Consider the following 14,699-nt stretch of genomic DNA (forward strand, 5'->3'; position numbering starts at 1 on the left):
GGTATAAAGTGGCTAAAAAACACTTTACTTCCGATTTTTCTAAATGCTAAAGCATTAAGAATTGCTATGAATCAAGATGAGGGCAACAAATCGCTGCTGAATAGTCCCTACTTGGTGAAAATCTCTCGGACATAAGCTGAATACTCTCAAAAATATGGGAAGCCATTTTCGGATTACTGGGTTTATTTCTCAGAGCGAACCACTTCTGTCACAACCTCATTAACATGTCACTTTTTCCCGTTTGAAAATAGGCATTTAGAACATCTCTCAATAAATAAGGAGAGCGCGGAATCGCATCAATCGTATCTCCTGCAATATGAGAAGTCAGCGTGAGATTATCCAGTTGCAACAATGGGTCATCTTTTTTTACAGGTTCTGACCAAATCACATCAAGGGCAGCCCCAGCAATTCGCCTTTCCTGTAAGGCTTCAACCAGTGCCTCTTTGTCCAGAATTGCTGCCCGAGCGGTATTAATTAAATACGCACTAGGTTTCATTAAAGAAATCAACGAATGGTTGACCATATTGGTGGTTTCCGGCGTGACTCTGGCATGTAATGAAATAATATCCGCTTCTGAAAAAAGCTCTTCTATTGTTCTAAAATCCACCTTCAAGCCCTCAGCTTTAATCACTTCTTGATCGACGAATGGATCATACACCAACACTTCAACACCTAGCCCATTTAATCGTTGAACGACTAGTTTCCCAATATAACCTAGCCCTACTAAGCCAACTTTTAAATTAGAGAGTGTCGTTTTATACGGATCATTTGGAAAACTTTTACGCCATTCTCCTGCCATTACCCCTTGATGAGAACGAGCGATATTCCGAGTTTCAGTAAACATTAGACCTAAGGTAAAATCAGCAACAGGTTCTGCATTTCGAATGACATGAATCAGGGGAATCCCCTTTGATTTAACAGATTCCGTTGCAATATGCTCAATCCCACCACGACAAGTTCCAATTAATTTCAATTGTGTCGCTGCTTCAATCATCGCTTTTGACACAGGTGCGATATGAACTAATAGATAATCCGCATCAACAATTGCTTCTAAGATCCCCTCTGGAATATTAACTGCTTCTGGTCCACCTTTTTCAATTAGCAATATCTTTTCCTGAAACTGATCTTTCGTTAAATCTGAATACCATTGAAATTCAACCACTTCTATCGGACTAGGTATATTTAGCTTCAGTGCTGCTTCTTTTAACGTTTCACTACTAACTAATCGATCACCAACTACTACTACTTTTGTCATTAAGAAACAGCCCCCTCTATAGTTGCATGTGCACCAGCTTCTAACTCTGCTTGACGTTCAAGATACGCATGAATTCCTTCTTTTTTCAATCGAACAAAGAAATAAAGAGCAATATACACAACTATCGACAAGCAAATCCATAATGGGTTTTGCGTCATAAAGATCAAAAACAGTCCTCCCATAATATGGTTTGTCATAACAGCAAAACTACAAATCAATAACGCTCCTGCCGGCAAATTCACACCCACCTCTACTGCAACTTCTGTAAAAATCGGTGCTACCGCTGTAATCATATACAAGCCACCTACACACCATAAAGTTCCACTAATCAAGGATTTAAAAATATTTCCATTTGAAATGCAGATAATCAATTCAATCATGTAAGGTATGGCAATTAAATCCACCATTGGCAAAGTTTCATTTCCTGGTAAAATAATCGCTAAAACCAACACGATAGGCATTAATAACATCCCTGTCAGTAACGTAGCCGTTTCACCATAACCAGCCGCATCATTAATCGCTAGATACCAAACCCGGTCTTTTCCGCCAGATTTCGCGGTTCTTTTAGAGGCATCGGTAATTGTTGTAAATGCTGAAGCAAAAATCCCTGCAATTTTTGGAAAAATAGCCATAATCGCTGCTGTAGCAATTCCAATTGTCGCAATTTCGCCCCAACCTTCAAACGTATTTAAGCGCATAAAGTTTCCTGCTAATCCTAGTAACATTCCTAAAATAAATCCTAATGAAACAGGTTCACCTAAAAAGCCTAGTTTATCCTGAATTGTTTCTGGATTCCATTGCACTTTATTCGCACCAAGCTTCGTCAAAACCCAATCCATACCAACTGCTAAAGGAACCGAACAAATATGGTGGGGAGCTGTCATAGTACATCTTGGATAACCATAGTAAACCGACCACCGTTTTGCGACAATCTCAGAAAATGCCAACGAATATAAATTAGAAAGCACCATTAAGCCAATAGATAGCCATAAATTTTTAGTCGAAATATATAACATTGAACCCCACAACATGAAGGAATAATTATTCCACAAATCTGACGGCATAAAAATATCCGTATACTTAATTAAAAATAGAACCAATTGCATGACTAAACCTAAGCCTAAGAAAATCATCCCTACTCGAGTAGAATAGGCTACTACACTGGTTGCTTGCCAGCCTGTATCCAGAATTCTCAAATTAACCCCAGTTTCTTCTACCATTCGATTAACTGCAGGAGTGACAATTGGCGAGTACGCTCCAATAATCATATTGAATCCAGTTAACCCAATCCCAGCGTTTAAAGCAGCTCCAAAGGCTTTTTTAGGCTTCACTTTCATTATTAACGCGATAAAAAAGATAATCACCGGAACTACGATTGCGGCACCAAAAGAATCCATTATTTTCGATAGAATATCAAGCATCTTTTCATCCCCTTTTTTCTTATTGGTTTTTTAAACATCTTAGTGAAAAGCATGTCGAAGGTTAGATTTTCTTATGACAAAAAATACTCGCCACGACATGCCCAGCCACTAAGTTTTCTCTATTTTTTTGTTCGTTATGCTAAATCAAGCTTTTGAACTGTTTCTAAAAGTTCTTCAAAAAACTCTTCTTCCCCCATTCCTGTTAATAAACCAACAGAATTGATGGTAGGCAATTCATATTTCTTTTTTAAAGGACTAGTGTGAACAATGACATCCCAGCTACCAGATTCTAGTTGACTATCAACCCCATTTGGATTTACTTCTACCGTTTGTGCACGAAACCCGTTTTCGCTTAAAAAATCTTTTACTTTTTCAGCAACCATCGAACTTGTGACAGTTCCCGAGCCACATACTGAAATAATATTCACTTTTTTCATTTTTTCCACCTGTCTTTCTATTTTCTTGGTGCTAAAATTCCTGCCTTCGGTGTTACACCAAAACGATCCGCTAAATCCCATAATTGTTGATCTGTAATTTTTTGAATAATTCCCGTTGAGGTAGAAACCGCACGTAAATAAATATCCGCTGCTTTTTCGGCAGTTTCAACTAAACCAAACGCATCATCCATCGATTGACCTGCTCCCATAATGCCGTGATGTGGCCAAACAACAATCCGACAATCATGCATTTTCTCTGCTGAAGCTTCTCCTAATTCAACCGTGCCTGCAACCATCCAAGGTAAAATAGCAACCCCATCTGGAAAAACAATTAAGCACTCCGTAATCATTTCCCATAAAGTCTTTGTAAATTTATCTTCCTCTAAATCATGAACAAAAGTCATTGCTGAGATAGCAATCGAATGCGTATGCAAAATTACTCGATGATCGGGGTCTTGTTTTAATCGAACACTATGACATTTCAAGTGAGAGGCTAATTCGCTCGTTGGAACGCCACCAGTTTCTAACCCCCATAATACTTGATATTTTTGACCATCCTCTGACACTTTTAAAATCACTAAATTATCAGCTGGATTTTGCCAGACATTTTTAAAATACTTACCCGAACCTGAAACAAGAAAAATCATATTCGCTAATTCTGGTATCTCAAAACCTAAATTGACTTCACTTAAAACCCGATCAGTATCAAGATAAAACCCCACTTCCGCTTCATCTAATCGGTAACTAATATTTCCTCCATTTCGTTCAGCCCAACCATTATTCCAAAGATTTCTAGTTGCCTCACACATCTCTTTAATAAATGGCGCTTCATAAATATTGTGAATTTTAGTCATCTTTTTTCCTCCTTTATATTCTTTTCAAAAAAAAACCTGACAGTTTGATAAAAATCCCTCTCATTATTAACGGTTCTCAATTTATTCATGACTTCTTCATTCGAGAACATTTTCATTAAGCTTTGCAAAATCACTAACTGCTCTTCACCTTTTTCCATTCCTAAAACAAAAGTACAATCTACTTGAATTTTAGTATCCGTCGTCCCCATTTGACCGAAAGTAATCGGACTTTTTAGTTTTACCAGATAAATAAATGGCTTTTTTATAAATTCAGGATCTGTATGAGGAATTGCTACAGCTAAAAAGGGTGTTTGTAATCCTGTTGGGTATTCTTTTTCCCTTTCGATGATGGCATCTAAATAACCATCTTCTATATAATCTAATTGATTCAATTTTTCATAAACTTTTTCAAAATATTCTTCTTGATCCCCTTCAATAGTGAGAATATCAACCAATTCTTCATTCAAATAGTTTGTTGCTAACACCATTGATTCACCTCCAATCTGTCTTAGTTGATTCCTAGTATACTGATTTCCAACACATTTTTGTTAGCGGTTTCATCACAAGTTTTTAAACTGGTTGAGAAAAAATTGTGATGTTCGTTTTGAGTAGATATTTTATTATTGTCTTCCATTTACTTATAACATATAATTTATAGGTTGTTTAGATGCTAAATTAACTTAAATATGCTTTTTGTACATAACAAAAAAGCCAGAACAAAAAGATTACTTTTCGTTCTGACCTTACTTCAATTTGGTTAGGAATAATATAGAGTTGTTTTTTTCATTTCTTTCAATAAATTATTCAAATTTTTGTCTCTTTAAAATCGATCTAAAACCTGTGTTTGTTGCTCTAAAACTTGTACGACTTTCTTTCCAAACTGCCCTTTAACTGTTTCTTCCAATCCGCTAGTTGTTCGTGCAACTGCACTTTTCGCTCGTTTCATTTCTGATTCGCCATTTTTCACTATCTTCTGCTTTTTAGCATGACTTTGCTGTTTCTTTGCTATACCAATAGACATGACTGCTATTTTTGACTATTCTTTTGAAACTCTTTCCAAAGCTTCTCAACTTCCTCTAACAACGTCAACACCTCTTTACTTTTCTGACTCCTTCAATTCTTTCATCGCTTGATAATACTGTTGTTCATTTTCCTCTTGTTCACGAATCAATTTCTTTTTTTCTATTTCTAAAGCAAAAACGTAATTCTCTTCTAATCGACTTAATTCTTCTTGAGCAAAATCAAGCGGTTCGCTGTCTAAAGCTGAATCTTGTACTTTATAACGAATACTTGAATAGGTTTCTTCTACAAGCTGTTCTCCTTTACGCCTAAACTCTTGAATTGATTCCTCTTGTTCTTCAAATTGCTGCTGTTTTCGCTTGTAGTCTGCAAGAATTTGTTCTTCAGTATCCACAGTAACCACTCCTCAACTTATAATTGCTGTGCCAGCTCTTGGTCTGTTTGAACTAATTTGGCAAGGCTTGTCCTAATTTCATTTGCCAATGCATCGAATTTTTCGCTCATCTCTTTGGCTTTTGCGAGTTTTTCTTGGTACAACTCACAAGGATCTTGAACAATAACATTTTCCGAACACCCTACACGATCTAGCGCTTCTTTCATTTCCCATTCCTCTAATAAAGAGCTTACATTCCTAGAAGCAGTTAATGCCTCTTGCCACAATTCTTCAGCTTCTCTTATCCCATCTTGGTAGATTTTTACAACATTTGTCATCACAAGCTGAAACTCTGAAGAAGCTGTTTCAACAACGGCTTGCGCTTGACTATCATCCAGATAGATTTGTTCATTTCTAGAAAGTCCACCACCGCTGCGACTGAATTTTGATTTTAAGCCCTCTAATGCTTTAAGCTTACTAAAATACGTCATCATTAAGTAGCTTTCCGCTTGCTTCAGTTGTGCTTCAGTATTTTTACTATTTTTAGGAATAACAATTTGTCCTCTTTCATTGAATGTCCAACTGGTCAAATCATGACTATCCCCGTCTAGCCAAATAATAGTACCAAAATCCGCACTATTTCCCCATTTAGAATTAAAGTCGTTCCATTTTGTTACTGGATCATTCTTTTGACGATAATTGAGAAAAAGGTGCGGGTTCGCTTTCATAAAGTCTTCTTCTTCTTTTGACAAAGACCGATACTGAAACCATCCACTAAATACTGTTGTTGGTATTCCAAAATGCGCACCAGCCTTTAACATATAGCCAGATTGAGAATACCCTGTTAATTGAGTGATTTTCCAATTTGGGTTGTTAGAGATAAGTTCACCTACATAAGCAACAGCAATATCTCCTTGTGGCGAACCATTGGGAGACATTCCTTTCGCAGCTGCAAATAAATCATTTTTATCACTTGGATAGGTACCTGCTGAAACTACTGTTACTTGGCTATAATCTGGTTTTCCATTAACAACTGGTACAACAGCCATTCCTTGAAAACCATAATCACCATTTTCAGTTGCTAATACTTGGTATTGTCCACCAGTTTCATCAATCTTTAGAATGTCATCTTTTTGAATTTGTTTAAGACTTTTTCCATTTTTATCCTTAAAATCAGGATCAACAGCGTAGGCTTCTTTATTTAGTTCAATTAAGTCTTTTTCTGAGATCATCACAGTCCTCCTTTGCTGCCGTCAGAAAAAATAACCTCAACCAAATCAATTGTTTTCCCAGGGGTTATAATATCGTCGAAATCTTTAGATATAGGCCCATAACTTGTGATTTTATTTTCGTCTGCTTTATAAATAATATTTCCTGTATCCCTCACACCGTTTGGTGTTGTAATATTAACCACAAAACTCCAAAAACCAGCTTTTTCGTTGTGCACTCCTGACATTTCAGCTATAAATTCAATTCTCTTCACATCCTCAAATGTATTTTTTATTTGCTTAACAATTACTTTCTCCATTTCAATTATTTCTTTTTCTTCCTTTTCTTGTTCTTTATTCATGTACAACTTTCCTCCAATCGCAAAACAAATAACTACTAACAATCCAACAATCAAAAATACTCTGCTTTTTTTCACTACTGCACCTCTTCATTAACATTTCATTCTTTTATGTAAGAATATACATACATGACCAATAGAAAAGACGAAGAAAAAATGTTTCTCCATCTCATCTTTTTCCAGACAAAATTTAACGATTATTAATCGCTTGTGAAATATCGTTATCCCTATCACGCATAATTTGCGCCACTGAATGTAGTTGTTGGTTGATTTGTTCTAACAACTAAACAAACTCACGAATTTGTTGGTTGTAGCTCAACGAATTGATTGTCAGCCACTACCTTCCCAATTGGAACGGATAGCATCTTATTCTCTTCCTAGGTTAGATAATAGTGTTAAGATTTCTTCTGATCCTTGTGTATATTTTGTTGCAGATGTTTCTAATTCTTCTAGTGATAATTTAATTTGTGCCATTCTTTTTCTTCCAAAAATAAAATAAAAACTATGTAAAATTTAAAATGATTATGAATTAATCCTATCAATAATTAAATATCAAAACAATATCTTTTTTAATATACTAAAGACATTGTTTTGTAAATCACTAAATCACACCGTCTTCATCTACTTGGAAAGATAAATTATACCTCTTAGCATCATCTAAAATTACATTAATCACATGTTTATTTTTTAAGTGCTTTGCTAGATAGTATGCCATTTTGTATTCAATAACTGCACTTTCTCCAATCATATGCTTGTTGAAGCCTAACTCATAATATAAAATTTCTAAATGATGAAAGGTTCCTTTCTCTTCATTCAACGAAATTGCTTCTTCACAAATTTCAATGGCTCTTTGATACTCCTTTACTTCACTGTAGAAACGTGCTGAATTAAAATAAATTTTGTACTTTACAGAGACATCATTACCAACATAATTTTTTACTAAACGCAAAGATTGTTCATGATAAATTTTCGCTTCCTCTAAATCCCCTTTTTCTTCATATACGCCACCTAATCCATTCACACTTAATATGCTATAAATATTTACATTATCCCCATACTCCAAACCTTTATTCAAATATGACAATGCTAAAGATAAATTTTTAGCGCCAACTAAAGCAGTAATCCCTATATAATAATAATATTGACTCATAAGTAGAATGTTTTGTTGTACTTCTCCCAATTCGTAAGCACATATGATTTCATAGGCTTCTTTATGTTCAAAAATATTACATTTCACCTCAATTTTATCCAACAAAAGAGAGAGCTTTTCTTCGTCAGTGTACTCTATACATTCGTCAACTTTGAGGCCTAGGCGATTACAAATAGCATGAAACACAATTTTACTATCACATCTATTTTTTGTTTCAATCATTTTAAGAACATTTTCCCGGCAAATGTCCTTAACTAAATCTTGCTGAGATATTTGTTTACTTTCACGTTCTTCTCTTATTTTATTTCCTAAAACGTTCATATTTACTCCCCACCTATATATATGTATTTAAATAAACTTTGACAGCTTTATTAAATTGTATCATGAACTAATTTAGTAAAAAAATTATATTAAATCTTCTTTTTAGCAAAAATAAGCACCTTCAGCAATCAAATTTTAAGTTCGACTTTTGAAGGTGCTCTGGTTAGAAATGTTCATTTCAATTATTCACATTAACAATAGTTCTAAATCACACCATTTTCATCCGCTTGAAATGGAAAATCATAACTCTTGGCATCTTGAAGAATAATTTTTGCTAACTCATTGTTTTTTAAATGCTTTGCTAAATAGTAAGCCGTTTTATATTCCATCATGGCTGTTTCACCAGCCATGTATTTATTAAACCCTAATTCATAATACAAGAAGTCTAAATAATAGAATGTTTCTTCCACTTCGTTTAGATAAATCCCTTTCTCACAAAGTACAATACTAGTTCGATAATCTTTAATCTGACTATAGAACTGAGCCGAATTATAGTAAATTTTATATATCATTGAGGCTGTTTCACCGTCATAATGCTTTAACAAGTTTAAAGACTTTTTATAATAAACCTTAGCTCTATCAATTTCATTTTCATTTTCGTATAGAACACCCAAAGCGTTAATACTAAGTATCTCATAAATATTCGGTTTTTTATTATAGCCTATATTTTGATGAAAATAGAAGAGAGCTGATGAAGAATCTTTCGCTCCTACTAAAGCTGTAATTCCTTGATAGTAATTATATTTAGACTTTAAAATAGCATTTCCATCAATATCCTCAGATTCCTCAACTACATAGTCTGCTAATAGTTGATAGGCAGCTTTATGATCAAATCGACTACACATTTTTTCAATTTCATCTAAAAAAAGATTTAATTTTTGTTCCTGTGTATATTCAATGCAATCTTCCACATTAACATCTAATCGTCTACAAATAGCTGAAAATATTACTAAACTATCACATCTATTTTTAGATTCTATATTACTAATGGTTGCTTGAGTACAGATTCCTTCTGACAGTTCTTTTTGAGAAATTTTCTTGCTTTTCCGTATTGCTCTAACTTTCGCTCCTAAAACATCCATAAAAACAGTCTCTCCTATCTTTTTTGACTAAAATGTCATTTTTTAATACTATCAAATATGATATAATTATTTGTACAATAAAGGAGGTGCCAATTTGAATTTATTCACAACAATCTTAATCTCAATAACTCCTTATGGTAATGCTGGGGGAATTTAGATACTAAATGTATCAAGAATAAAAGCGACTGATTCAACAATCAGTTGTTTTTATTTTCACTCACTAATTAAATTATAGCATAATTTTAATTTTTCACAACGTTTTATAACTAATTAATTATGCCATTTTAATCGTTTAATTAATTATCAGATCTTTTGGATACCAATATTTTATTGAAAGGCTTAGTAAGTTGTTTATAGAGATGCTTTATCGATAATATTGGTTCAATAGAAACCTTTCTCATACTTCCCTCTACTCATCTTCGTTTCTGACAATTAAAAAGCTTATTTTTTCAGTCTTCTGGACATACTAACAAAAGAATTAGGTAAATTTTGGTTCAATTAGTATCGTTCTGTTTAAAAAACTACAAAAAATCCCCAACAGTTACATTCAAAATCTAACTGTTGAGAATATAGAAAAAATATTAATTGTAAATTGCTTTTATTGGATCCATCCTTGAAGCGCTGATTGCTGGGATAATTCCAAAAATTAATCCTGTGAAGATGGAAACGGCCGTAGATAGGATAAATATCGATGGTGTCATCACTGGAATAATTTTTACATAGCCGCCAATTACAGTTGAGAGCAGATAGCCTAAACCAACACCAATTAGCCCACCAAGTAATGTGATGAAGGAAGCCTCTAATAGAAACTGTAATAAAATCATTCGCGGTTTCGCACCAATTGCTCGACGAATACCAATTTCTCTTTTTCTTTCTGTAACAGAGACGTACATGATATTCATAACCCCAATACCGCCAACTAATAACGAAATCGCTGTTACAGCCATTAAGAACATGGTTATGCCACCAATCGCATCTTGCATCTGTTGTTGATTTTTTTGATCTTGATCGTTTTCTTTGAAGATTCCTTTTACGTCAGGGTGATTTTCGGTCATAATCGCAACTGCTTCTGCTAGCACTTGTTGTTTATCGGCATCTTCTTTTAGCTTAAAGTTAATACCACTGATAGACTTAGATACAGCTAATTTATTATAAGAGCCTCTTGATACAAAGCTGCTTGAAGCGAGGTTCCAATCCATTGCCATTTGTTCAGAAGTGTCCATCTCTTGATAATTTATAGGTTCTAAAATCCCGATGACTTTATACATGTAGCCATTAATTGAAACAGCTTTACCAATCAATTCGCCTGGATCATCCATTTTTAATTGATAGTCAAAGATATCATGATTTAAAAGAATCACATCTTTATTTCGATCGCGTTCGTCGAAATCACGCCCATATTTCACTTTATTTTTCCCACGATTAGATGTAATCATCAAACCCGCTTGAGCACCAAAGTAATCCATTGACACATCCAGATTATCTCCCATCATCCCATCGCCATATTGAGGGTAAACAGAATCCACACCTTTAATGTCTCTAACTTTTTTCATATCCACTCTAGAAAAACTAAAATCTGGTTCTTCATAAATCATGAAGCCTGATGTATTCTCTGTTTCCATTGAATAATGCATTTTTAGAACATCTGTATTTAGTGCACTTGAAGCTGAAAGGACTTGTTTTTTCATCCCTTCCCCTAAAGTAGAAATAGTTACTACAGATGTAATTCCGATGATAATGCCAATCATGGTTAGCATCACTCTCAATTTGTGCGCTCTTAAGCTTAATAAGGTGCTGACTAATAAATTTGAAATCATCGAATCACCTCTTCTTCAAGGAAACGGCCGTCCTTCATGTGAATAACACGTGTTGCGTATTTTTTCATATCGGAATCATGGGTAACCATGACAATCGTCTTACCTTCTCGATTCAGTTCACTTAATAATTCCATTATTTCAGTCCCTGTTTCACTATCTAGCGCACCGGTAGGTTCATCCGCCATGATTAAGACTGGGTCGTTGACTAAAGAACGAGCAATTGCGACACGTTGTTGCTGCCCACCAGAAAGTTCATTGACTTTCGCTTTTACCTTTGATCCTAACCCTACAAGCTCTAAATATTTTTCAGCCATTTTTTTCTTTTCGTCATTATTCTTTTTACCTTCGTAAACACATGGTAATTGGACATTTTGGCTGACATTCAAAGAATTAATTAAAAAGAATTGTTGAAAAATGAACCCTAGATACTCATTTCGAAATTCCGATTTTTTATTTTCAGATAGCTTAGAAACATCTTCTCCTCTAAAAAGATAGTTGCCATCAGATACTCGATCCAAGAAACCAATAATATTCATCAGTGTTGTTTTTCCACTACCGGATTTTCCCATGATCATGATAAATTCACCTTCATAGATCGTCAAATCCAATGATTTTAAAACATGCAATTTTCCTTTCCCAACAGGAAAATATTTATTGATAGACTGCATTTGAATAAGAGGCTGCTTGATTTTTTCTTGCTCTGTCATCACTTCTCCTCCTTATCCTGCTGGTACGGGTTCTCCTGTTTCTTCGGTGTTAGCTTCTACTAGATCGCCTTCTTTTACTTCTTTTTTAGAAGAAATGATAATTCGATCTGCTGACTCTAACCCTGACTGAACAATCGTCTTATCGCCAACTGCTTCACCAACCTGAATATCACGTCGAATCACAGAACCAAAATCATTAACCAATACATATTTTTTACCCTCTTGCTCTTTTATAGCTGATGTAGGAATTTCGATTGGTTTATTTTCACCTAAGTTAATCGTCGCCTGCATGTGATAGCCGTTTTTAATGCCATTTAAATTATCAAGAGAGAGTTTCACATTGTAGCTAGACATCGATGCTGCGGAGCCACTTTCTCCACCGCTTTGATTTTGGTTTGTTTGTGCTTCTGGTGGATTATCATCAATATAAGAAATTTTTCCAGTTACCGTTGTTCCATTAGACACAACAGATAACGTTGCTTTTTGGTCAACAGCGATTTTCATTAAATCTTTTTCATTCACTTTGCCAGCAACGTAAAGACCTTCCGAAGTTAATCTTAAAATCGGTGCATTTTCGTCTTTGACTTCTGGAATTGAAACACGACCTTTGAATTTCGCTTTTGTAGAGATAAATTGCTTAGTAGATAAATCAGCAATTGTTTGATTGATGAAAATAATTTCTTCATCTGCCGCATCTACCTCCGTTTGATATTGTTCATCTAAAGCGGCTTTAGTGGTTGTACGTTCTTCTTCTTTTGTTTTATTAAAATTATCAATTGCTCGGTTCCATTTCCCATAGATATTGTCTTTTTTGGTATACTGCTTGCTTAAATTATTATTTTGATTTTCTATTTCTTTTGTCACTTCTTTATCTTCATAAGTGAAAAGCTCTGTTTCTGGTTCAACAATATCCCCATTTTTAACTTTTATTTCAGGAGTGCTTGTCATTTTTGTATCTTTAGCAAACGCCTCCATTTGATCTGGTTGAACAACGCCATTAATGTACACTTGTTCTATATCCGGTACCTCGAAATACTCAATTCCATAGTCTTCTTTAGCGGCTACATCAGCCGATTTTGTTTCTTTTGACCCGCCTAGCAGATTAGAAATAATAAAAAAACCTACAACTAGTGCTGCAATAATCCCAACAGCAATGATCACTTTCTTCTTCATTTTCTCTTACTCATCTCCTTCATTTTCATTGTTAGAACTTTTTTACTCTCTTTTATTTAACCACTCTTTTCTTTGTCATACAAGTGACATTTTTGTCATCATGAACCTGTATAGCACTTGCAATACTACTTTAAAATATAATTTATATGTCATTTTGAAATATTTTGCAATTGGTATCGAAGAAGGTTTTTCCCGATTAATACTATTTAATCGTTATACTTTACTGAAAAACAAAAAAATTACCTTGTATTAAATAAATCAAATTTTTTTAGTCATAAACCCTATTGAAAAGAGTAATAATAACATTTTTTAATTTATCTATTTTCTTCAAATAGCTTATACACATATTTATAATCATATTTTATAGAATTTTGCATTTTCGTTGTCTCTTCGTATGTGTAATTTGTAATACTATACTGACAAAGTTTATCAAACAATTCTCCATATAAATTTGACCGAATATTATAGAGAGGAACGTAAATTTCTGTTGAAACTAGGTCGCCATACTCAACTTTATTTCCTTCAAAATAGTAATTTATTTTATATGTTAATCGAATAGACTTTTTTGGTACTAAAAGCGTTTTTATTCCTACACTTGAATGAGCTGGAACTTGCATATTGACATTAGGTATCTCCTGTTCTCTCTCCATATTATCTAAATCAAGTTCAATTACATTATATTGCTCGTTTGGAGCGACACCCCCAAAACCACCATAAACAAATTTGTCCTGTTCCTTAAGATAGTAAATTGAGTATACATTAAATTCATTTCCACTCTTTTTTTCTCTTAATTTGAAATTGACACTAGTATAATTGGGATTTTCTCTAAAAAATTTTTTAAGTTCACCAGATGTATTTATATGATACATTCTTTTGATTTGCCCTCCTGCAAACTCTGATTTTTTTATTTTCTCCTCATTTATTAAGGTTTGCATTCGTTCACTATCTATATTTTCCTCTTTCAAAACACCTTGTTGTTGTTTTGAAAATGTCATATCTAATTGAAAAGTTAAGGGCTCCGATTCTAAATTCCCATTATTAATAAAGTAAAGTTCTAAATACTCTTTATATAGACCTTGCTGCAACACTATCTCAGTATGTTTCAATTCTTCAAAATCTTCAATTAATAAAACTCCTTTGTTAATAAGAATATTTTTATTACTATCATTTTTTATAAATGTTTGATTCTCAGATACTAAATAATGTAATGTCTCCTGATTAGATCTTTCCTTGTTAGGATTTATCCTTTCTGCATTTTGAAATTGGTAGACACTATTATCATAACTTGTAACTTTTTCTGTAATTTTTTCAGGAAAAAAAAGATTACTCAAACTCTCTGAAAAAGTCCAGGTTCCCCCAATCAATGTAAATATTCCAACAAGCACTCCAACTTTTACATTATATGCCCCCCATTTCTTTCTGTTATCATCTTTTCTATCAAGCTTCCTACTCAAAATTAAAACATCCTTCCATTTTCTATACTTGTTTACTAGCATAAGTGTTCTTTCAATTTAAAATAACT

Annotated in this window: 15 protein-coding genes; all 15 read right to left on the minus strand. The window is 33.9% G+C overall.

Annotation, left to right across the window (positions count from 1 at the left end; all coding sequences use genetic code 11):
- Positions 1–208: 208 nt before the first annotated feature.
- Positions 209–1,255: a 2-hydroxyacid dehydrogenase gene (locus BCR26_RS06030; protein ID WP_069698068.1), complete on the minus strand. Its 1,047-nt coding sequence runs from the start codon at positions 1,253–1,255 to the stop codon at positions 209–211.
- Complete coding sequence (locus tag BCR26_RS06035; RefSeq protein ID WP_069698069.1) at positions 1,255–2,676, minus strand: PTS galactitol transporter subunit IIC; 1,422 nt, start codon at positions 2,674–2,676, stop codon at positions 1,255–1,257. The genes BCR26_RS06030 and BCR26_RS06035 overlap by 1 nt, the downstream gene beginning before the upstream one ends.
- A 134-nt stretch (positions 2,677–2,810) precedes the next feature.
- Positions 2,811–3,113: a PTS sugar transporter subunit IIB gene (locus BCR26_RS06040; protein ID WP_069698070.1), complete on the minus strand. Its 303-nt coding sequence runs from the start codon at positions 3,111–3,113 to the stop codon at positions 2,811–2,813.
- Positions 3,114–3,130: 17 nt separating this feature from the next.
- The gene (rhaD, locus tag BCR26_RS06045; protein ID WP_069698071.1) at positions 3,131–3,967 is read right to left on the minus strand and encodes a rhamnulose-1-phosphate aldolase; all 837 of its coding nucleotides are present in this window, start codon (positions 3,965–3,967) and stop codon (positions 3,131–3,133) included.
- On the minus strand, positions 3,964–4,455 hold the full coding sequence (locus tag BCR26_RS06050; protein ID WP_069698072.1) for a PTS sugar transporter subunit IIA: 492 nt from the start codon (positions 4,453–4,455) through the stop codon (positions 3,964–3,966). The genes rhaD and BCR26_RS06050 overlap by 4 nt, the downstream gene beginning before the upstream one ends.
- Positions 4,456–4,787: 332 nt before the next feature.
- A complete protein-coding gene (locus BCR26_RS06055) occupies positions 4,788–4,988 on the minus strand; it encodes a hypothetical protein (RefSeq protein ID WP_139124889.1) in 201 nt (66 codons plus the stop codon).
- A gap of 75 nt (positions 4,989–5,063) precedes the next feature.
- Positions 5,064–5,381 (minus strand): hypothetical protein, encoded by a 318-nt coding sequence (locus tag BCR26_RS06060; protein WP_069698073.1) that lies wholly within the window; start codon positions 5,379–5,381, stop codon positions 5,064–5,066.
- Between the two features lie 17 nt (positions 5,382–5,398).
- Positions 5,399–6,592, minus strand: coding sequence for a hypothetical protein (locus BCR26_RS06065; protein WP_069698074.1), 1,194 nt, complete (start codon positions 6,590–6,592; stop codon positions 5,399–5,401).
- Entirely contained in the window at positions 6,592–6,930 is a 339-nt protein-coding gene (locus tag BCR26_RS06070; RefSeq protein WP_139124890.1) for a hypothetical protein, read from the minus strand. The genes BCR26_RS06065 and BCR26_RS06070 overlap by 1 nt, the downstream gene beginning before the upstream one ends.
- Positions 6,931–7,528: 598 nt before the next feature.
- Entirely contained in the window at positions 7,529–8,398 is an 870-nt protein-coding gene (locus BCR26_RS06080) for a tetratricopeptide repeat protein (RefSeq protein WP_069698076.1), read from the minus strand.
- Positions 8,399–8,601: 203 nt separating this feature from the next.
- On the minus strand, positions 8,602–9,480 hold the full coding sequence (locus BCR26_RS06085) for a helix-turn-helix domain-containing protein (RefSeq protein ID WP_069698077.1): 879 nt from the start codon (positions 9,478–9,480) through the stop codon (positions 8,602–8,604).
- A gap of 581 nt (positions 9,481–10,061) precedes the next feature.
- Positions 10,062–11,297: an ABC transporter permease gene (locus BCR26_RS06090; RefSeq protein ID WP_069698078.1), complete on the minus strand. Its 1,236-nt coding sequence runs from the start codon at positions 11,295–11,297 to the stop codon at positions 10,062–10,064.
- On the minus strand, positions 11,294–12,004 hold the full coding sequence (locus tag BCR26_RS06095) for an ABC transporter ATP-binding protein (protein ID WP_069698079.1): 711 nt from the start codon (positions 12,002–12,004) through the stop codon (positions 11,294–11,296). The genes BCR26_RS06090 and BCR26_RS06095 overlap by 4 nt, the downstream gene beginning before the upstream one ends.
- A 12-nt stretch (positions 12,005–12,016) precedes the next feature.
- The gene (locus BCR26_RS06100) at positions 12,017–13,177 is read right to left on the minus strand and encodes an efflux RND transporter periplasmic adaptor subunit (RefSeq protein WP_069698080.1); all 1,161 of its coding nucleotides are present in this window, start codon (positions 13,175–13,177) and stop codon (positions 12,017–12,019) included.
- Positions 13,178–13,491: 314 nt separating this feature from the next.
- Positions 13,492–14,673 carry a hypothetical protein gene (locus BCR26_RS06105; RefSeq protein WP_069698081.1) on the minus strand — a complete coding sequence of 394 codons (1,182 nt, stop codon included), beginning with the start codon at positions 14,671–14,673 and terminating at the stop codon, positions 13,492–13,494.
- Positions 14,674–14,699 lie beyond the last annotated feature (26 nt).

The organism is Enterococcus rivorum, from assembly GCF_001742285.1.
Lineage (GTDB): Bacteria > Bacillota > Bacilli > Lactobacillales > Enterococcaceae > Enterococcus_L > Enterococcus_L rivorum.